Genomic DNA, 21,018 nt, shown 5'->3' with positions numbered 1-21,018 from the left:
AGTGATTTAGTGAGTGAGTGAATTAGTGATTGAAAAATCCGGTTTACTCGCTCGCTAATTCAACATAGTAAACAAGTGATATGATAATGTCAAATCACTAATTCACTAAATCACTAATTCAACAATTAAAAAACAAGGAGACTATGTCTTACAAAAAGGATAATAAAATCAAGAGTAATTTCACCACCATTACCATCAGTCTGGCTTCTCCGGAATCCATCCTGGAGCGTTCGAGCGGTGAAGTTTTAAAACCTGAAACCATCAACTACAGGACCTACAAGCCTGAGCGCGATGGTTTATTCTGCGAGCGTATTTTTGGTCCGGTTAAAGATTATGAGTGCCATTGCGGTAAATATAAACGGATCCGTTACAAGGGTATTGTTTGCGACCGTTGCGGTGTTGAAGTAACCGAGAAGAAAGTACGCCGTGAGCGTATGGGCCACATTAACCTGGTGGTTCCGGTTGCGCATATCTGGTATTTCCGTTCATTGCCCAACAAAATTGGTTACCTGCTTGGTTTGCCAACCAAAAGGCTCGACCTGATCATTTACTACGAACGTTATGTAGTAATACAGGCCGGTGTTAAGGAAGCTGATGGCATCAACGCGATGGATTTCCTTACTGAAGAAGAATATCTGGACGTATTGGATACCCTGCCAAAGGAAAACCAGTACCTGGATGATAAAGATCCTCAGAAATTTGTTGCTAAAATGGGCGCTGAAGCCCTTGAAGAATTATTAAAACGCCTTGACCTTGACCAGTTATCTTACGATCTGCGTCACCAGGCGGCTAATGAAACTTCGCAACAACGTAAAAACGAAGCTTTAAAACGCCTTCAGGTAGTTGAAGCTTTCCGTGATGCAAAAACCAGGATCGAAAATAACCCTGAGTGGATGATCGTTAAGATTGTTCCGGTTATCCCGCCTGAATTGCGTCCGTTGGTTCCATTGGAAGGCGGCCGTTTCGCTACTTCGGATTTGAACGACTTATACCGTCGTGTAATTATCCGTAACAACCGTTTAAAACGTTTGATCGAAATTAAAGCGCCGGAAGTTATCTTACGTAACGAAAAACGGATGCTGCAGGAAGCTGTGGATTCGTTATTCGATAACTCGCGTAAAGTTAACGCGGTAAAAACCGAAGGTAACCGTGCATTAAAATCATTATCAGATATATTAAAAGGTAAACAAGGCCGTTTCCGCCAGAACTTATTGGGTAAACGTGTGGATTACTCGGCCCGTTCGGTAATTGTTGTAGGTCCGAACCTTAAACTACACGAATGCGGTTTACCAAAAGATATGGCTGCCGAATTGTTTAAACCATTTATCATCCGCAAAATGATTGAGCGTGGTGTGGTTAAAACAGTAAAATCAGCTAAAAAGATTGTTGACCGTAAGGACCCCTTAGTTTGGGACATTTTGGAAAACGTACTAAAAGGTCACCCTGTATTGCTAAACCGTGCGCCTACGCTGCACAGGTTGGGTATCCAGGCTTTCCAGCCAAAACTGGTTGAAGGCAAGGCGATACAGCTGCACCCGTTAACCTGTACCGCGTTCAACGCCGACTTTGACGGTGACCAGATGGCTGTTCACGTGCCGCTTGGTAACGCCGCAATTTTGGAAGCGCAGGTATTAATGCTTGCATCGCACAACATCCTTAACCCTGCCAACGGAACGCCTATTACCGTACCGTCTCAGGACATGGTGCTTGGTTTGTACTACATAACCAAAGGCCGCAAAACAGATGAAGGACGCGTTGTAAAAGGCGAAGGATTAACTTTCTACTCTTCGGAAGAAGTGATCATCGCCTATAACGAAAAGAAAATTGACCTGCATGCTTTTATTAAGGTTAAAGCTTTTGTAAAAGAAAAAGACGGCAGTATCGTATCTAAAATTATTGACACTACTGTTGGGCGTGTATTGTTTAACCAGCATGTTCCGGTTGAAGTAGGTTATATCAATGAACTGCTTACCAAAAAATCACTGCGTGATATTATTGGCGAGGTGGTGAAAATGACCGGTATGGCACGTGCAGCCCAGTTCCTTGATGATATTAAGGAATTAGGTTTCAAAATGGCATTCCAGGGTGGTTTATCATTTAACCTGAAAGACATCAATATCCCTGCTGAAAAAGTTACCCTGATTGAAACAGCTTCGAAACAAGTTGAAGAAGTTATGGGCAACTACAACATGGGTTTCATTACTAATAACGAACGTTACAACCAGATCATTGACATCTGGACCCGTATCAACAACCGCTTAACCGCGAATGTGATGGAGATCCTTTCTTCTGATAACCAGGGCTTCAATTCAGTATACATGATGCTGGATTCGGGAGCACGTGGTTCAAAAGAGCAGATCCGTCAGCTGGCAGGTATGCGTGGTTTGATGGCCAAGCCTCAGAAATCAGGCTCGGGCGGTGAGATCATCGAGAACCCGATCCTTTCGAACTTTAAAGAAGGTTTGTCGGTATTGGAGTACTTCATCTCCACCCACGGTGCACGTAAAGGTTTGGCGGATACAGCGTTAAAAACTGCGGATGCCGGTTACTTAACCCGTCGTTTGCATGACGTTGCGCAGGACATGATTGTTGGCGAAACAGATTGCGGTACTTTAAGAGGTATTTATACCACTGCGTTGAAAGACAATGAGGATATTGTTGAGCCATTGCACGAACGTATTTTGGGCCGTACCTCATTATATGATGTTTATGATCCTATTACCAACGAATTGCTGGTATCAGCCGGACAGGATATAGAGGAAGACATTGCCAAAGCAATTGAAAACTCACCGCTGGAAGGTATCGAGATCCGTTCGGTATTAACCTGCGAAAGTAAGCGTGGCGTATGTGCATTGTGCTACGGCCGTAACCTTGCAAGCGGTAAACGCGTGCAAAAAGGCGAGGCTGTTGGTGTAATTGCTGCACAGTCAATCGGTGAGCCGGGTACACAGTTAACCCTGCGTACATTCCACGTGGGTGGTACCGCATCAAACATCGCGGCTGAATCGCAGATCAATGCAAGGTTTGAAGGTGTGATCGAATTTGAAAACGTTCGTACTGTTGAATACAAAACCGAAGAAGGTTTGGTAGACGTGGTATTGGGCCGTTCAGGTGAGTTCCGCATCGTTGAGCAGGGCACAAATAAAATCATCGTAACCAATAATATTCCTTACGGTTCATACCTGTACGTGAAAGATGGCAGCAAGATCGCCAAAGGCGACCGGATCTGTTCATGGGATCCGTACAATGCCGTGATCATCTCGGAATTTGCCGGTGTTGCCAAGTTTGAAGCTGTATTGGAAGGTATTACTTTCCGCGAAGAATCAGATGAGCAAACAGGTCACCGCGAAAAGGTAATTATTGATACCCGTGATAAAACAAAGAACCCGGTTATCCAGGTTGCTGATAACAAAGGCAATGTGATAAAAGGTTATAACATCCCGGTTGGCGCACACATCGCAGTTGATGAAGGCGAAAAACTACAAACAGGACAGGTTATCGCTAAAATCCCCCGTTCAACAGGTAAAACCCGTGACATCACCGGTGGTTTGCCCCGTGTAACGGAGTTGTTTGAAGCACGTAACCCATCAAACCCTGCGGTAGTAACCGAAATTGACGGTGTGGTAACTTTGGGTGGTGTGAAACGTGGTAACCGCGAGATCACTATCGAATCAAAAGACGGCCAGGTTAAAAAATACCTTGTTCCATTGTCAAAACACATCCTGGTACAGGATAACGACTTTGTGAAGGCTGGTATGCCGTTGTCTGATGGTTCTATATCACCTGCGGACATCCTTGCCATTAAGGGCCCTGCAGCAGTGCAGGAGTACCTGGTAAATGGGATCCAGGAAGTTTACCGTTTGCAGGGTGTGAAGATCAACGATAAGCACTTTGAAGTGATCGTTCACCAGATGATGCAGAAGGTTGCTATTGAAGATGCCGGCGATACCCGTTTCCTTGAAAGGGAAGCTGTTGACAGCTGGGATTTCATGGTAGAGAACGACGATATCTTCGACAAAAAGGTAGTTACCGAAGCAGGCGATTCAACTACGTTGAAATCAGGCCAGATCGTTTCAGTAAGAAGGCTGCGCGACGAAAACTCGATCTTAAAACGTAAAGATTTAAGGTTGGTTGAAGTTAGAGATGCTATCGCTGCAACGTCGAGCCCGATCCTGCAAGGGATCACCAGGGCATCGTTGGGTACCAAATCGTTTATCTCGGCAGCATCGTTCCAGGAAACTACCAAAGTACTGAACGAAGCAGCGATTGCAGGTAAGAAAGATTTGATGCTTGGCCTGAAAGAGAACGTTATCGTTGGTCACTTAATTCCATCCGGAACCGGTTTGCGCGAGTATGAAAATATCCGTGTAGGCAGCCAGGAAGAATTTGACCGCCTGATGGCTTCGAAAGCAGAAGAGCTGGAAGCGTAATCGCATCATAAATATTTAATTTCCAAAGCCTTCGCTGTACAGCGGAGGCTTTTTTGCGTTGTAGGGCAGGGGGGTGCTTACGGTGCTTTGAAGGTACGCGGGTTGCGTTGGGTCGGGTGCGGGTTTAAGTTAGCCTACAAAATCCACCAAACCGTCATTGCGAGGAACGAAGCAATCTCTACGCAGGACATTCAAGGAACGGCGTGCAATATTGTACGGCGTGCGGCTGATAGGTTACCCGGAGATTTTGGTGTGGTGATTAGCATGTGTTCCGCCTTTTGGCGGATCGTTCCTCGCCATGACGCGTCGGGTTTTTGTGTCTCCGCAGGGTTTCTAGAACAGGAACCTGCGTTATCCTGAGTCATTTCGTAGTGAAGGTTCGGCTGCGAGATAACAAGCGGGGACAACTGGACATTTTTTTTAATATATTGCATAATGGGTTTTCAATACGGTGGATGTGTTTATATAATGACCAACAAGATGCATACTGCATTATACGTGGGTGTATCTTCTGATTTGACAGGGCGCGTTTGGGAACATAAAAACAATGTGTATCCAGGCGGCTATACAGCAAGGTATAATTGTCATAAGTTAGTTTATTACATGTTCTATTCCAGAATTGAAGAAGCCATTGGCGTAGAAAAAACGCTCAAGGCGGGAAATCGGAAAAACAAAATAAAACTCATCAACGCTATGAATCCTAAATGGCTGGATTTGTATGATGACCTTATGCGTGAATAGTTGGCGGCCTTAACCCTACGAATAGTATTTTTCATATTTGATTGGCATATGTAGAGATGGCTTCGTTCCTCGCCATGACGTGTAGGGTTTTATGGGTTAGCTTAAATTTGGAACAGGACCCTGCGGGGACGGAAATCACACTATAAATATTAAAAAAAGCAAGCCTTCCCGGTAAAATGGGGAGGCTTTTTTGCGTTATAGCAGGGGAGAAGTGTTTGTGATGCCCGCGAAAATCCAAATAATTAATTATCGTAAATATTTGACAGGGTTTGGAGCAGGCTTGCGGGAATGCGAAAATCTGTTGTTTTAATTTTTTCAAAATAAGGTTGCAACAACGTTATAACTCCCCGTTGCCGCGCTAAAATTAGTACCCCTATACTACCCGTATAAGGCAGCCGCAGCTTTTCAGCAAGGTTACGGCCTTTCAGATCGTCGAGTATCAGGGATGGTGAAATAACCTCATACGCTAAAGCAATGGCGCTGGCTTCACCAGTATCAACCATTTCAGCATAAGTATTAAATAAATTCCTGTTTTTTACGGGCTGAACCTGTACCCATCCAGGGAGTTGTTTTCCGTATTCCGCTGCAATTTCAGGGGTTGTAATTACTTCACCATAAAGGTCTTCAAGAATATGAATGCATCCTATCTTATCGAACAAAATAAAACAACTCGCATCAGTAATTATTGTATTAATGTTTTGATATTCTTTCAACATCTGCAATTATATCTGCTGCGGTATATTGGAAGTAATTCACATCAAATTTGGCCAGTATAGCCGGGAAATCCCATTTTTTCATGTTACACATTTCAGCAGCCTGCCCCAAGGTCAATTTACCCGCCTCATACAGCTTAGCGGCAATTAACTGAACGGTTTCGTCATGCTCTTTTTCAAGCGCATCCGGGAGGTTAAGTGTCAGCGTTGTCATGTTATTGATAATAAATGTTTAAATATACGCATAATCTATAAAAAATATAAGCTCAAAATGGTTTCTTTACAAGGGTAATGAATGCTTGCGGAAGCAGGGGGGAAGCTACCAAGTTCGCTACCTGTCAGCGGCGCACTAGTACCCCACGCTTTTGGCCTTTGCGCTGCATACTAGCGCGAGAAGCGGGAGTGATTTTACATCCTTCTCAATCCTCAATCGCTTCAACCCCTTCTCCCTTTAATTTTAACAATCCGCCTTTCATAGCGCTGACCTGTTCCGGTGAATGGCCCTGCCAAACCGTGATCTCGCCCACCACTTTGAACGGGTGTTTGGAACGATAAGACATTGTGGGGTTACCCGGGAATTTTTTGTCGGTCAGGTTGGGGTCGTTCTCAATGGGGCCCATAGGTTCTACCAGGTAGATGCGCTGCCGCACTTCGCCCAAAGCCAGTTCGGCGCCCCATACAGCTGCATCTAACGTTGCCGTAAGGTAAATGTATGCTGCCTTGCTTCTTTGCCCGTAGTTGGAGTGCTTACCGGTCTCGATCAGGTCGCCTATCTTCAGGTCTGCCCTTGTACCGTGAAAATAGGTCTGACAAAAAGGGCGGTGCACCGGTGTATTCGTTTCGTTGTTTTCCATAGCCGTTTTGATCAAAAATAACAGGTATTTTGATTGCAATTGCGAATTCCCGGCAATATTTTTACAGGCGAAATATATGCGTGAACAAGGCGTTATTCATTATAAGGTCGGTTAATCCTGTGGTTTCAAATATAGTGGATATTACCCCATCAGTCGGCCGTGTGGCCTTACAAATAAGCTTGTGGTTTGCGTTAACGAGTAAAGGGAGCCTTAATCCAGAATTTGCGCTAAAGTAAACCCTTGTTTTTTTCCGTCTTTTATTTCTTTTGCTTCAGCGAAAGCTTCTTCCAATTCTTTTAATACCGCTTTTTTCGTCGACGATTTGGATTCTGAAACAACCTCGCCACCAAGGTCTTCAATAAACTTCCTGACTTTATCTTTCAGTTTGTCGGGTATGTTAGCGGTTATTGTTGTCATCTTTAATTTTGTATTTAACAAAAAAAATAATTTAAAAGAAGAAATGTTAATTAAGCCATAAATGTTCCGCAGATAGAATTTACGGGCATCTGTGGGCAGAGCACCGTTCGTTACCTGTCAGCGGCGCACTAGTACGCCACGCTTTTGGCCTTTGCGCTGCATACTAGCGCGAGAGGAGGGGATGATTTTAAGTTTTAATTTTTCTACCAATCCCATTCTAGTATTAATCTCGACCCTTCTGGAGGATTATTAAACATCAAATTTATATAAAGTCTATCTTTAGACACAAACGGTTCAATGCTAGTCTTTATCGCATTAAAAACAATATAACCCCAAACATCCTTGGGTCTCCTATCATTAGGAAAGAACACATGATTTCCGATATTCTCAAACTTGCTGTGCAGATTTGTTCCAACTGCTTCTCGTGTTTCCGTATAACAATCAACTGTATCAAATTCAATCGAATGTTCGTAAATCTTAAAAGGTATTAAAGGTTCCTCAAGATAGGTATAAGCAGCATTTGTTCCACCCTCTTTGACATATTCGACTCGTCCAAGGTTCGATCGCACATTGTGTATTTTACCAGTTCCTGACATACCCCCATCACGCAACACTCTGGTATCGGCTTGCGTTGTGTAAAACCAATTCGTTTTCTTTGCTGTGGCAAGATGCCCAATGGAGTCCTTTATGGTATAACGATTGTGACCATTAATATAAATGATGGGTTTATCCAAATCGCTTGATGCTACAGAGATATTCTTCGGGGCTATTGCACTTTTTATAGCTTTAGCCAAGGCCTCTAAACCTATAGACGAATTAAGGGCAAATTTATCAGCTAAAGGCGCCGAATAACTTAAAACATCCTTTAGCGTAAGATTATGCCAAATAGGCAAGATGATTTTACTATCATTATATAATTCTCTTGTAGCAAGGCCAACCAATTCTCTCTGAGTCCATTTCTTTGAAAAAAAAGATTGACTCAAAATTGTAATTGCAAAATCACATGTATTTAATCCTTTATCGATAGACTGAATAAGGCTGTCTCCGGCTTTTAATTGGAACTCGTCGTACCAAACGTTAAATCCATCAGCTTGGAGTAAAGCAGCCAATGGACGTGCAACTTCATCTTTGTCTTCTGAAGCGTGTGAAATAAAAATATTATTATTCATAAATCTGTAATGTATTGAAGAATACCCAATAACGCTTGCAATAAAAGTCCATTATAAAAACTAAATTAGTGTTAATAAAATAAATTGTCATAAAAATATTTGCTAATGGTCGTTTTTCGTCTCAGCAAATTCTCGTAAGGGACCCTGTGTCTTCCGTGGTATATTGTAGCCAACTAGTCCCATGCCGGGAAAGTTCGTTACCTGACAACCGAGCAAGAGTACACAGCGCTTTTGGCCCTTGCGCTGCATTGTCGCGTCAGAAGGCGGAATCTTAGGGGACGTTTAAACACAATATCATTTAATTTTAATAACTCTCATCTAAGCCCAAAAGTTATTTGTTTTGTTATACCTTTCAGTTATATTTGAATTTATTTCATTAATAATCAGCGAAATACTTCGGCTGTCTTAAACCGCACATGTTTATTATGAATACAACAAAAAATATTTTCATTAGTCATCATCATAAAGACGATAAATCGGTCTCTGATTTCACTAATCTTCTTGCTGGTAAAAACTACAATATTAGAAATAGCTCAATAAGAGTAAATGAAAAGAATAAAGAGCGGCTAGAAAAGGAACAGGTTCCAAGAAAGACCCTGGAACGGTTATTGAATATTAAAATGCGTTGGGCAGGAACTGTGGTAGTTCTTATTGGCTCACAAACGTATTCGAGAGAGTGGGTTAATTGGGAAATAGAGAAAGCCGCACAACTGGGAAAAAGAATTCTTGGTGTTTTTATGCATGGAGGTAAAGATGCCAATATCCCAGAAAATCTTGAAAAATATGGTGATGGTTTGGTTGGATGGAATTCTGAAAAAATAATTGCGGGCTTGGAAGGCGAAGATGTGGGGTGGTGCGCGTCAAGCGGAGAGTCGCGCCCGCCAGTAACTAACGTCAAGAGGGTTGTCTGTCAATAATGAGCTTTTATGGATATAAAATTACGAGGGATTATGGTTTCGCTCCTAATCCGTTTGGTGCATATTGCACACTGGCGTGCTGTAAACCTCATGTTAGAAAAAAAGCAAAAGAGGGAGATTGGATTATTGGCACTGGTGCAATAGAAAATAATCTGCTTGGCCATTTAATCTTTCTTATGAAAGTGACTGAAAAAATTACTTTTCAAGAATATTGGGATGATAAAAGGTTTGATTACAAAAAACCAAGATTAAACGGTAGTATGAAGCAAATATATGGGGATAATATTTATCATTTTAGCGAAAATGAGTGGCTTCAATTAGATTCTCATCATAGTCTTCCTGAAGGAAATCTCAACGATAAAAACCTTAAGCAAGATTTAAGCGGTGAATATGTCTTGGTTTCTAATCAGTTTATTTACTTAGGAGACCAATATCTGAAAGTTCCAGAAAAATATACTGAAATATGTCCGACTGCTCGGCACCGGGACTACATTACTATAAGAAATGAAGAATTGGCCGAAGAATTTACCGAGATTATTTTTGGCGATTATCAACCGGGGTTAAACGGAAAACCACTTAATTGGAAAGAACATGAGCAGTTACAATTATTTTAAAAATGGCATTAAATAGGTATTATTATCCTACCAAATACGACTCGAGAAGCCAAGCTATATCACTTGGGGTTAAATGTGTGTTTATTTCTCACCAACAAAAAGATAAGGAACCGGCAAATAAGATTGCGGATTATTTAATGGCTGCAGGAATTGATGTGTATTTTGATGCATATGACAATGATCTAAAAATTCATTATCAGTCAAACAATGCTAGAGCAGTAACGGACGCGATTAGAAAGGGGATAAATAATAGTTCACATATGCTGGTTTTAGTGTCTCCAAACACCTTACATTCGACATGGGTTCCGTTTGAAATAGGATATGGTTTTGATAAAACAGATTTATATGTATTGTGCCTAAAAGGTATTCAAAAAGGAGGATTGCCTGAGTATGTAAAAACCGCAAAAATAATTAGAGATATCTATGATTTAAATAATGTCACGAGCGATATTTCTGGGTTGGGGAAGGAAGTGCTTTTAAAATCAAATCGAATTGAAGAATATAATAGCTATGCAAATCCTTTATATTCTATTATGGACAGTATAATAACCGGAGGCTAACTATTATGAAATGGGCTGACTATTGCGTTAGTAAGTTAACGTTAACCGAAGATGGAATGATTGATAATGTCATTTATTATGACGATCTAGGGGATTCGTTAGGTGCAGATGCAACCGAACAGAATAGGCAATGGATGGTGAATAAAGTGTTTGAAGGAAAAACTTTTTGTGCGATTAAAAAGAAAGAAAATGGCCGATGGAATAAAATTGGAGATTTTTCTTACGATGGAAGCATATTTAGTTGGTTTACAATACCAAAAAATCTTGCTAAAAGAAAGACCTTTAAAAGCTATTACCATTACGACGACCAGGAATACAAGGAGAAGTTCAATAACTTATTTGATGACTTGATTGTACATAAATCAGTTGAAGATGGTGATATTGATTCCGATAACTCTGACGAATATATTAAGCAATTAATACATCAAGGATATTTACATGATACCACGGTATTAATCGTGTTAATCGGGCCCAATACTAAACATAGAAAACACGTTGATTGGGAAATTTCGGGAGCTCTTAACTACAAAGTGGGTGATAAATATTCGGGACTTTTAGGATTAATGTTACCTACTCACCCTGATTACGGAACCGGTTATTACCATTATGATTTATTGCCGGCACGCTTATCGGATAATTTAAAATCAGGTTACGCAATTATAAGAGACTGGACTGACAATAGAATCAAGATGCAGGAGTATATCGAGCTCGCTTTTGAAAGACGAACTACTCATATAGACAATTTAGATAACTCAAGAAAACAAATGACTGAAAATACCAATGAATAGAATCAAATATCCACTAAATATTTATGTCGTTTGGCATCCAAACTCTCCAGTTTGTGGAGAAATTGCTGAAGACCTTTATTCTACGTTTTGTAGAGATTATAAAAATCCGCTATCTCGAGGAATTGGTATCCCTGTATATTTTAGAAGCGTCATTTTTGAAGACAATAAACCTTTAAGCATAGATGTAAAAAATGCAGAAAAGAATGCCATCGTATTGCTAATTGATGAGGAATATTTTCTTGACGAGAACTTCAAAAAATACACTGAAGAAATTGCTGGCAAAATAGACGATAACAATCGAATTTTCCCTATTTCTCTTTTTGATAAAGCGTATTCCATCGGATGTAATTTGAGTACACTTCAATTTACTGATGCCACAAAGTTTTTTGGTAAAAAATTAGACTTTGAAAAGAAAAAACATGTTGACAAGGCCATAAAAAAAATTAAAACTGAATTATTACATGATTGCCCCCCCGCTGCCGCAAGCCTCCCGGCTTGTGGCCCGCATGCTAAGTAACCACTTTGCCGGTTAAACGAGCCGCTAATCCACTATCACCTTCACCAATCCCTTAATTCCGCAATAATCCCTTGCACTGCTATACAGGTATTCGTGGTCATTCTCTACAAATCCGGCAACAACCGGATTTTCATGTGTATAGTCAATCTTTTGCTGAATCACCGGCAGACTCCACAATTCAATGGGATGGTTATGCTGTTGCCAGAATTGATTTTTGGAGTTATTGGAATTGGCTTCACCGGCCTTTCTGAAAGCGTTCAGCAGCCATTCGCGGCGGCTCTCCTGCGGATTTTCTTCAATCAGTTTGATCAATTTCCTCGATGTAACCGATTTAAACGCACCGATCAAATCTTCCGGTTTTTCTTTCAGTGACCTGAAAACCAAATGCACATGGCTAGGCATAATGCACCACGCAAAAATCTCCATGCCTTTTTCTTCTACACAATGGTTAAGGTTTTCAACCAGGCAATCAAAATACATGCGGCGTACAAACACGTCTATCCAGTGAACGGTGGCAAAACTTACAAAATATAAACCTTCGGGATCGGCGAACTTGTAATTACGGCTCATGCTTAAAGGTAGTATTTTGTTTTAATGCAATCAATAGATGATTTCCACTACATTTTTTATCGTTTCCCATTACTGCCAATAGCTGCCGCAAGCCTCCCGGCTTGTGGCCCGCTGATAGGTAACAAACTATGCACGATGCTTTGATATTGGAAAAATAGCGCATGGTTAGCCTGTATGGCGGTTACTTAGCATGTGGGCCACAAGCCGGGAGGCTTGCGGCAGCGAAAAAATGCTTGCGGGAGCAGGGGGGCTTGCGGCAGCGAAAAATTGCTTGCGGGAGCGTGGGGCCGCAAGTACAAAAGGGCAAAGTGGTGGTATCAAAATACGAATGTCCAAACGGACATACGGTAGAAGTAACCGAACGTATATGATTAAAATTGCCCCACCAAGGAGACTCCGGACAGCGGGCAGTGGGAGCACGATAAAGTCATTATTAATACTTAAATTTGAGTATGGCTTTACATGATACTTTACAATTGCAGCGTTGTCCTCATTGTTCCATTGACAAACCGCATTTAATGGCAGTTTCTGCACAGTTTGGGACAATTGACGACACCAAAACTAACCGTCGTGATTGGAGAGTGTATGTTTGTCAAAGGTGCGGAGGCCCAGTTTTAGCTGGTGGCATGCCCGGCTATGGTATTTGTGAAATTTATCCAAATTCGCAGACAGTTAACGACATTCTGCCTTTACGAGTTCGGGAGTACCTCAAACAAGCTATAGACAGTACATTTGCACCTTCAGGAGCAACAATTCTTTGTGCAAGTGCTGTTGATGCAATGCTCAAAGAAAAAGGTTATAAAGAAGGTAGCTTATATAAACGAATTGAAACAGCAGTTAAAGACAGTATTATAACACCTGATATGGCAAAGTGGGCGCATCAGGTTAGAATAGGTGCTAATGATGAACGCCATTCGGATGAAGATGCGGCTTTGCCAACCATAGATGATGCTAAACAGGCAATAGAGTTTACCAAAACTCTTGCAGAACTGCTATTTGTTCTACCTTCTAAAGTGTCCAAAGGATTGGATGCTTCAAGTGTTGCTAAAGCGTAAATATTAAGACTTTCCGTTGGTGTTGTCAATGTAGCACAATGGCTCACTCTGCTGTCCGTTCAGAGAATCGAACAACAAGGGGGCCAAGGAGGCCTAACCAATTGAAAAATAGTAAGATATATTGTGAAATATGCTTGATATTCTCAAATATCAAATTTATATTTGATTTTAATTAACCAATATAACCGATAACCTTAGATTATCAAGGAATAATATGTTCATTGTGGTGGTAATCTAAATCTTAGCGTGGAGCATTTTATGCCACCGAAATTTCAATAGATAGATGCTTGAGTTTAAAAATAATTTGTTATTCAAAGATGGAGTCCCCGTTCTTAAAATTATAGCAACAGACTTATTCTTGGACAGTGCTGATAAACAGTTCGAAAAAAAGTTGTTGACGCATTATGAGCAATTTATAAGTAAATTGATGGAAGCCTATATTGAGTTGAATACTGACGACGACGTCGCAATGTCAAAACTTGAAGACACGCTTTCAAAAAATAGTTCACAAGATATAATTAGGCAAGATCTTTTCGAAATATTAAACTCCCACGCTGACATTGAAAAAATATACAAGAATGCATATTACCGCTTTAAAAGTGAAATTATTTCCGGCCGAAATATTGAATCTGTAGAACGTGTGGCAGAGCTGCGGGACGCAGGAGTAGATTCCTTTTCCGACACCTTGAACGTTGGCGAGACCACTTCAAACACTGTCGGATTTTTCAGCATCTTTTTTAGTTCGAAATATAGATTTATGTCCGATAGGGAAATAAAAAAAGAATTGGTAAAAAGTGTTATAATTTGGATTTTACTTATTGTTTCTGATACTCTATTTTTAATTTATATTACCTATACATCAAAAAATAAAGTTAGCGGGGTATTTTACCTAATAGAAGGCCTGCTAGTATGTTGCACGATATTTTTAACAATAAAATTAATTAGAAAATATTATGTTTGACCTGCTAAAAAGAATGCATAACAAAAATGCTGTTGCAGTAACTCAAAAGTTATTAGCAAAATATCCGGAGAGGTTTAATTCGAACTCGTCTCCGGAATTGTTTACAATTGCAAAATTGATTTATAAAAATATCTTTTTAGATCACGAGCGTAGGCCTGATGGAAAGGAAGTACAAGAAATCTTCTTTTTAATTGATAATATCGAAATTGATGAGCAAAACGTTGTCAACTATTTCAGGTCAATTCTTTCAAGTTATGACGATACGGTCGATCAGGAAATTAGAAGCTTTTTTGAGGAAGCAGACGATATTATGTCCCAAATTGGTAATTAAATGGTTTCTTACCCTTCGCTAGTTACCGCGATTTTCCCGGTTTGTGGCCCGTTGACAGGTAACGGAGTCAGAGACTCCGGGCATAGCTAATCCGAAGTGGAACACTTCGGAAAGCGGGGGCATGGAATAGTTATTAGTTTTGAAATGTCTTTTGAATTATTATATCTTTAGATAAAATTAACCTAAGCCTTACGTGCAATTTACACGCTTAAGCTAGGCCTTATTAAATTCAACTTTAGATCATTTATTTAAATAAATCGAATAATGGCAAACAGGGAAATGAATAATTAATATCATCAATTACCTCAAACAATCAACCCATGCCAATAAGTACAAATTCCATCATTCACTATACAGATACTATTGCAAAATTGGAGGCGATATTAGTTGAAGGTTTGGGCATTAAATATTGCGCCGAAAAATTAGCACTTCATGGAGAATCCCATTCGCATGCTGCTCATCCGATGATTTCATTTTGTGACGTACCCTTATCTCAATCATACAAACATTTTAGTGCATATGGCAAGTACGGTATAGGATTGTCTAAAACTTGGGCAAACAATATGGGTGTCAACCCGGTGCTTTATATCGAATCGAAATCGTCGATCAGTAAGACAATAAAGAATTTGATAACAGAGAGACGAAAAAAGGATTCAAATTTAACGGATGTACAAAAAGACGAGATTCTAAGAATAAAATGCTTCACCAAAAATTACTCTGGGCCGTTGAAACGGAAAGAAATGAATGAGAAAAATTATCGGTTTTACGACGAACGTGAATGGCGTTTGGTTCCCGAGGCTGAACAGTTGGACGGGGCCAAATTCTCGGTTAGTTTGAGTGCTTACGAAAAGGAAAAAGATGACTACAATGACAAAATTAAGGATATGAGATTTACGTTTATGCCCAATGATATATCATACATTATTGTTGACAAAACCCAAGAAATTCCGCAAATTATTAACAAATTGAGGTCGGAATATTCCAATAGATGCACTGCTCAGGAATTGGATATCCTGTTTAGTAAGATATCATCAACAGAGCAGATTTTAAGTGACTATTAAATGAATCGCTAAGTGAGAACTCTAACCTGGCGCTCGTGTCGGAGCGGGACCAGATAATGGAGTCAGAGACTCCGGGCATAGTTCATCCGAAGTGGAACACTTCGGACAGCAGGGTTATAATTCCATTTTATCATCGTCGTCAATAGTTTTTTCAAGCGTTATTACCAGTGCATATTTATTAATCAACTCAAATTGAGTCAATTCGATCTTGAGGTTGTCAAACTGCCACCGTCGTTCCGCTAGATGTTGTTGGCCTTTTTTATGACTATGATGATCAAAACTTTGTTTCCTATCGATATCATCACCAAATATTATAAGCGCGCGTCCTATTAGCTGCGAGACTTCAAAAAAGTTTGGTTCGGATAGTTGGTTAGAATCGCTTTTGCAAATCACTATTTGAGATGCATTATGAGAATTGACCTCAAGCACGGTATCAAAAAAATCAAAATATAAATGATTTTTTGCCAAACGTTTTATCGTAACACCATCTTTTTCAATAGGGTCCAACCTTTCGCTATTTTGGAGATCATAAACCAATTTTCTTATAAACCAATCATTGTCTTCCGGCCAATCTATCAGCATATCAGGAAGAGTTTTAATGAATTCATCGACTGAAAGTACCTGCGTACTAAAGTCGAAAAGCTTATACATCGCGTTAGCTTTTATCGTAATTGTCGCGTCATCAGTCACCAAATAATCACAATATTGACCAAAGTAGGTATGTATCCCATCAGTCATAATATTATCGGGTGTATTTTTATTAGTCACCTTGTCTTTATTGATACCAAATACATCAAGCATGTTATATGCTGACAAATAGAAATCGTAGAAAGGAACTTCGGTTTTTCCTATCCTGCTTAAGTTATCATGTACAAATTCAAGAAATGTTTTTTTTACTTGAGTGTTTTTTAATGCTTGATTAAAGTCAAGGTCAGGATTAAGCGTCATCGTTCCTTTGTTAATACCTTCATAAATCATGTTCCTGAGTTCTTTATACAGATTGCTCTCTTTAAATAAACGCATGGTAAAAGTGGACATATTTGCCATGAGGTCGAAAAAGGTTCTTTCCGGCTTGTCTTCCCCTAATAAATCAATCATCAATTGTTGTTGATTCTGAGGGAGGGATTTAATATCAGGGGTATGAATCGGTAACGGAATAGCAGAATACAAACTTTTAATCAACACTTTCATTGTCCTTATTGCATCGTCATCTTCTTCCTGTAATTCAAAAAAATGAAGCAGATATTTCAGGTCATCTTCAGGATTGTCATCGTAGACCATCAATGGCGTTGCTAAATAAAAAGAGGTGTATTTTTCGAGCGGATGATAGGCCAGATAATTATCATGCACGAGGGTTTCCATGAAATTAAAATCCTCAAACTTTATATCTGTAAGGTCTTTACGTTTATCGCGGATATGTGCATAAGAAAAGAAGAAGCTTAGTCTGTCCTTATAAACTTCCAGCAACTGATTCAATTGCTGGAAGTTTTCTTTCTTGTTGTTCCGAAGGTTACTGAAAACGTTTGTATCGAAATAAATCCGTGGCATAAACAAATATACCTAACGAACATCTCAATTTGCTGTTCGAGTTTCTAACAAATTCAACTGCTGTGCGAAGTTTCCAAATCACACCCGTAAGTCCGCGTGAGGGGGCGTCGCGGATACCGGCCATGTGGCTTAGGCCTGTGCAGTAAGAGCAGAGCACCCGACCCGGTTTCTACCAACCGGGGCACGCCCTTATTAAGTCAAAAGTCTTAAGTCAAAAATCCGGTTTGCACTCCTGTTCAACCGGGCTTTTCCGGGTATATTTGGTCATTAGTCATTGCGTCATTGGTCATTGGATAATCTGCCCATTTTTCTTCATCTGCAACCTCTGGACATCCTCCCTCATCTTCAAATTCACGCATCTTCAAATTTTCAAATTCTCCTTTTTGGTCATTGGTCATTGCGTCATTAGTCATTGGGTTTGGTTGGTCATTAGTCATTAGGTCATTAGTCATTGAGTAATCTGCCCGTTTTTCTTCCTCCGCCTTATCCGCAAATCCTCCTTCATTTTCAAATTTACACATCTTCAAATTTTCAAATTCCCCTTTTTGGTCATTGGTCATTGGGGGATCTGCAAAGCGTAAAAGCCGGTTTACGGTAGACAACCCTATCCCCAACTGCCTGCTGATGTCGCGCTGGCTGAGGCCGGCGGCGGAGAGGTCGGCTATTGTATGGGCAAATTGCTGGCGGCTGGCGGCGGTTCGGCTGAGCAGGTGTGGGTGTTCGGCGCTGTAGCCTTCAAACTTAAAGTGCAAAAAGGCGCCGGGCTTTTGGATGCGGCACAGGCATACGTTTGCGGGGCCGTAGCGCTGGCTGGTGTTGCGTTGTTTGATTTGTTTGAGGTAGCACAGGCCGGTTTCGGCGGTGCTTTTGCCGATGGCGAAGGCGCTGTCGGCAAAGTTGATGAGGAGTTTGCTGCCGTGCAGGTCGTCGGCGCTGATGGGCTGGGTGGGGTTGCGCCGTTTGGGGGTATGCGCCAGTACCAGGATGGACAGGTTGTGGTCGGTTTTTAGCGCTTTGAGGCTTTTCATGAGCGAGAGGGCCACGGCCGCATTTTCGGTGCCGCCGCGCAGGCAGGTAATGTTATCGATGATGAGCACGGTGGCCTTAACGCGCTGGATCTTATATTCGATGGCGGCGATGAGCAGGTCGTTTTCGCTGGTGTGGGGCGGCGGGTCGGGGAGGAAATTATACTGGGCGCGAAAAAAATTGGGGGAGAAGGGGTGATCCTCGTCGCCATGGCTGTAGCGCAGGCCAAACTGCCTGTTGTCCAGCTCGAAATCGAGGTAGAGCACCCGGGCGGGTGGGGCCTTGCAGGTGAAGGGGCCAATGCTTTGGCCACGCGCAATGCTGTCGGCAATCTGCACGGCCAGCACCGATTTGCCGGTATTGGTATCGGCAAACATAATGCAGAGTTCGTTTTGGTGCCAGAGTTCGCCCAGCAGCATGTTGGCTTTGGGTTCGCGCCGGTACAGTTCCATCCAGCGGCTGCCGCTTTCAACGGTAAACTGGCTGTGGATGTCGTCGTGTGCGGGCGGCAGGGGGTCGGCGCGTTTTTTCCGTTTGGCAGGCCGGTACGGCAGTCCGCGGACTTCGGCGCGCAGCTGTTCGATGAAGGGCGGGCGCTCGGAAGTTGGGATGAAGGGGGCGGTGGGAGGGGTGGTTAACATGGTTGTTGGTATTTATGGCGGGCATGGCGGGTAAACTCACCCCCGACCTTCACTACGTTCGGCCACCCCCTCTCTACTTCGTATAGAGGGGGAAGAAGGCTGTAGAGGAACCGTAGTTCCCCTCTTTCCGCCTGTGGCGGAGAGAGGGGTGCCGGCGAAGCCAGGCGGGGTGAGTAAACTGTTGGAGCGCCAATAGGAGCTGGGAACGATTATCACAAATATAAGCAATGGCAGCGGTTAAAGTGCTGACACTGTTTTGTCAGTAGTGGGAACTCAAATGAGCTGGCATCTTCGCCTCACCTAAATCCTCTCCAAAGGAGAGGACTTTGAAATGCAATGCGGTTAATTTTGGTGTTTTTTTTCTCCCTCTCCTTTGGAGAGGGTTGGGGTGAGGCGAAAAACGGCGTTTAAGATTTGCCTCCTTTCTTAAGTAAACGACATAAAATCGGGAGTAATCATTAAAAAGTATAAACACATTTCAGGACGTCAGTATTGCCCTGGATTATGAAATTATTGATAGTCAGTTTATTGTACGGTCGTTGCGGGAAAAACTAATCTTGTGTCTGCTGATTATCAGTTGCTTAGCTAAATTTGATGGTTTGTTAAAATGTTGAAACAAACTGATAATGAGTGTGTTTCATAGCGTTCCGGGTGTTCCGCGCGGAAAAACGGAACGCCTGGCCTGTATTAACAGAATGAACAATTAACTTTATATTTGGCGGTGATGTATAATTTCCACCAAAACAGGTATTAATGGGCCAATTTGATTTAAAGGACGCAAAAATTGCCGTAGTGGGTTTAGGCTATGTGGGCCTGCCGCTGGCGATTGAATTCGCCAAAAAATATAGGGTAACGGGCTTTGATATCAAAGAGGGAAGGATCCGCGATTTACTTGATGGCCGGGATTATACCAACGAAGCGAATATTGAGGAGTTGAATGCCGTTTTGAATATGCCCGGCGAAAATGGGCTGCATTTTACTTCGTCGGCCAAAGACCTTGTTGATTGTACCATTTTTATCATCACCGTACCTACGCCGGTGGATCATTTTAAGTCGCCGAATTTGAAGCCCCTGTTATATGCCTCGGAGCTGATAGGAGGGGTGCTGAAAAAAAATGACATTGTTATTTATGAGTCGACGGTTTACCCGGGCTGCACCGAAGAGGATTGCGTGCCGGTGCTGGAAAAATATTCCGGGTTGAAATTTAATGTGGATTTTTTCTGCGGATATTCCCCGGAGAGGATTAATCCCGGGGATAAGGTAAATACGCTCACCAAAATAATGAAGGTGACGTCGGGATCGACACCGGACGTGGCCGCCTTTGTGGACGAGCTGTATCGCACCATCATTGAAGCCGGTACCTATAAGGCGCCCAGTATTAAAGTTGCCGAAGCGTCGAAAGCAATTGAAAATGCGCAGCGCGACGTCAATATTTCATTTGTGAATGAGCTGGCACTGATCTTCGACCTGATTGGCATTGATACCAATGATGTGCTGGCCGCCGCTGCAACCAAATGGAACTTTTTAAAGTATAAACCCGGCCTGGTAGGGGGGCATTGTATCGGGGTTGACCCTTATTACCTAGCGCACAAGGCGGAGTCGCTGGGCTACCAGCCGCAGGTTATTTTGTCGGGCCGGCGGGTGAATGATAATATGGGCGTTTTTGTAGCAAATAAGGTGATTAAGCTGATGATCAAAAAGGGGCATAGTATCGCCGGTTCGCGGGCGTTGATTTTGGGGATTACCTTTAAGGAAAATTGCCCGGATATCCGCAATTCGCAGGTTATTGATATTTATAAAGAATTGGAACAGTTTGGCCTGGCTGTTGATGTATATGATCCGTTTGCAGGTAAAGCTGAAGTAAAGGAACAATATGCTATAGATTTAATAGGCAATATTGAAGATATATATATAAATAATATATCATATGACGCGATAATATTAGCTGTGTCACATGCTGGGTTTAACGAAATTAAATTTAGCAGCATTTCTACTTCAAAAACCGTGGTTTTTGATACCAAGGCTGTGTTGAACAGAGCAATTGTTGATGGCCGGCTGTAATAGAATTTGGTAGATTTACGGTTGGCGTTTGCATATAGCCATAA

The 21,018-nt window shown here is 41.7% G+C and carries 20 protein-coding genes; 12 read left to right on the top strand and 8 right to left on the bottom strand.

The features are described from left to right. The first annotated feature begins 143 nt into the window (after positions 1–143). Positions 144–4,430, top strand: a complete 4,287-nt coding sequence (gene rpoC / locus MgSA37_RS17565; RefSeq protein ID WP_096353751.1) for a DNA-directed RNA polymerase subunit beta' — start codon at positions 144–146, stop codon at positions 4,428–4,430. A 435-nt stretch (positions 4,431–4,865) separates the two neighbouring features. After that, on the top strand, positions 4,866–5,171 hold the full coding sequence (locus MgSA37_RS17555; RefSeq protein WP_096353748.1) for a GIY-YIG nuclease family protein: 306 nt from the start codon (positions 4,866–4,868) through the stop codon (positions 5,169–5,171). 242 nt (positions 5,172–5,413) lie between these two features. Here MgSA37_RS17555 and MgSA37_RS17550 read toward each other — a convergent pair whose 3' ends face one another. The 5 genes from MgSA37_RS17550 to MgSA37_RS17530 all read right to left on the bottom strand — a co-directional run bounded on the left by MgSA37_RS17550 (position 5,414) and on the right by MgSA37_RS17530 (position 8,324). Next, positions 5,414–5,887, bottom strand: a complete 474-nt coding sequence (locus MgSA37_RS17550) for a DUF3368 domain-containing protein (RefSeq protein ID WP_096353747.1) — start codon at positions 5,885–5,887, stop codon at positions 5,414–5,416. Continuing rightward, entirely contained in the window at positions 5,862–6,098 is a 237-nt protein-coding gene (locus tag MgSA37_RS17545) for a UPF0175 family protein (RefSeq protein ID WP_096353745.1), read from the bottom strand. Before MgSA37_RS17545 ends, MgSA37_RS17550 begins: the two co-directional genes overlap by 26 nt. Before the next feature lie 205 nt (positions 6,099–6,303). Continuing rightward, entirely contained in the window at positions 6,304–6,738 is a 435-nt protein-coding gene (gene arr / locus MgSA37_RS17540; RefSeq protein WP_096357565.1) for an NAD(+)--rifampin ADP-ribosyltransferase, read from the bottom strand. Between the two features lie 210 nt (positions 6,739–6,948). Beyond that, positions 6,949–7,155: a hypothetical protein gene (locus MgSA37_RS17535; RefSeq protein WP_096353744.1), complete on the bottom strand. Its 207-nt coding sequence runs from the start codon at positions 7,153–7,155 to the stop codon at positions 6,949–6,951. A 203-nt stretch (positions 7,156–7,358) separates the two neighbouring features. Beyond that, positions 7,359–8,324, bottom strand: a complete 966-nt coding sequence (locus tag MgSA37_RS17530) for a toll/interleukin-1 receptor domain-containing protein (RefSeq protein ID WP_096353742.1) — start codon at positions 8,322–8,324, stop codon at positions 7,359–7,361. Between the two features lie 425 nt (positions 8,325–8,749). Between MgSA37_RS17530 and MgSA37_RS17525 the strand changes: the two genes are divergently transcribed. The 5 genes from MgSA37_RS17525 to MgSA37_RS17505 are packed head-to-tail and all read left to right on the top strand — an operon-like array spanning position 8,750 to position 11,720. After that, positions 8,750–9,241 carry a TIR domain-containing protein gene (locus MgSA37_RS17525; protein WP_096353740.1) on the top strand — a complete coding sequence of 164 codons (492 nt, stop codon included), beginning with the start codon at positions 8,750–8,752 and terminating at the stop codon, positions 9,239–9,241. Next, complete coding sequence (locus MgSA37_RS17520) at positions 9,241–9,855, top strand: Nmad2 family putative nucleotide modification protein (RefSeq protein ID WP_096353738.1); 615 nt, start codon at positions 9,241–9,243, stop codon at positions 9,853–9,855. Before MgSA37_RS17525 ends, MgSA37_RS17520 begins: the two co-directional genes overlap by 1 nt. Before the next feature lie 2 nt (positions 9,856–9,857). Continuing rightward, positions 9,858–10,415, top strand: coding sequence for a toll/interleukin-1 receptor domain-containing protein (locus MgSA37_RS17515; protein WP_096353736.1), 558 nt, complete (start codon positions 9,858–9,860; stop codon positions 10,413–10,415). Positions 10,416–10,420: 5 nt separating this feature from the next. Further along, positions 10,421–11,203, top strand: coding sequence for a TIR domain-containing protein (locus MgSA37_RS17510; protein WP_096353734.1), 783 nt, complete (start codon positions 10,421–10,423; stop codon positions 11,201–11,203). Further along, positions 11,196–11,720: a hypothetical protein gene (locus MgSA37_RS17505; RefSeq protein ID WP_096353732.1), complete on the top strand. Its 525-nt coding sequence runs from the start codon at positions 11,196–11,198 to the stop codon at positions 11,718–11,720. The genes MgSA37_RS17510 and MgSA37_RS17505 overlap by 8 nt, the downstream gene beginning before the upstream one ends. Before the next feature lie 24 nt (positions 11,721–11,744). Here the strand turns inward: MgSA37_RS17505 and MgSA37_RS17500 are convergent, their stop codons facing one another. Next, positions 11,745–12,290, bottom strand: coding sequence for an REP-associated tyrosine transposase (locus tag MgSA37_RS17500; RefSeq protein ID WP_096353730.1), 546 nt, complete (start codon positions 12,288–12,290; stop codon positions 11,745–11,747). 452 nt (positions 12,291–12,742) lie between these two features. Between MgSA37_RS17500 and MgSA37_RS17490 the strand changes: the two genes are divergently transcribed. From MgSA37_RS17490 to MgSA37_RS17475, 4 genes are all read left to right on the top strand, one after another. Beyond that, entirely contained in the window at positions 12,743–13,345 is a 603-nt protein-coding gene (locus MgSA37_RS17490; protein WP_096353726.1) for a DUF4145 domain-containing protein, read from the top strand. 283 nt (positions 13,346–13,628) lie between these two features. Then, positions 13,629–14,306, top strand: a complete 678-nt coding sequence (locus tag MgSA37_RS17485) for a hypothetical protein (RefSeq protein WP_096353724.1) — start codon at positions 13,629–13,631, stop codon at positions 14,304–14,306. Next, positions 14,299–14,637 (top strand): hypothetical protein, encoded by a 339-nt coding sequence (locus MgSA37_RS17480; RefSeq protein WP_096353722.1) that lies wholly within the window; start codon positions 14,299–14,301, stop codon positions 14,635–14,637. The genes MgSA37_RS17485 and MgSA37_RS17480 overlap by 8 nt, the downstream gene beginning before the upstream one ends. Before the next feature lie 320 nt (positions 14,638–14,957). Beyond that, a complete protein-coding gene (locus tag MgSA37_RS17475) occupies positions 14,958–15,698 on the top strand; it encodes an abortive infection system antitoxin AbiGi family protein (RefSeq protein ID WP_096353721.1) in 741 nt (246 codons plus the stop codon). Positions 15,699–15,812: 114 nt separating this feature from the next. Here MgSA37_RS17475 and MgSA37_RS17470 read toward each other — a convergent pair whose 3' ends face one another. Further along, positions 15,813–17,174: a hypothetical protein gene (locus MgSA37_RS17470; RefSeq protein ID WP_157750617.1), complete on the bottom strand. Its 1,362-nt coding sequence runs from the start codon at positions 17,172–17,174 to the stop codon at positions 15,813–15,815. Between the two features lie 308 nt (positions 17,175–17,482). Beyond that, the gene (locus MgSA37_RS17465) at positions 17,483–18,913 is read right to left on the bottom strand and encodes an AAA family ATPase (protein WP_096353718.1); all 1,431 of its coding nucleotides are present in this window, start codon (positions 18,911–18,913) and stop codon (positions 17,483–17,485) included. A 753-nt stretch (positions 18,914–19,666) separates the two neighbouring features. On the opposite strand from MgSA37_RS17465, the gene MgSA37_RS17460 reads away from it, so the two are divergent. Beyond that, positions 19,667–20,974, top strand: a complete 1,308-nt coding sequence (locus tag MgSA37_RS17460; RefSeq protein WP_096353716.1) for a nucleotide sugar dehydrogenase — start codon at positions 19,667–19,669, stop codon at positions 20,972–20,974. Positions 20,975–21,018: the final 44 nt, after the last annotated feature.

It is taken from the genome of Mucilaginibacter gotjawali (genome assembly GCF_002355435.1).
Lineage (GTDB): Bacteria > Bacteroidota > Bacteroidia > Sphingobacteriales > Sphingobacteriaceae > Mucilaginibacter > Mucilaginibacter gotjawali.
This window is presented reverse-complemented; position numbering and strand designations above follow the sequence as displayed.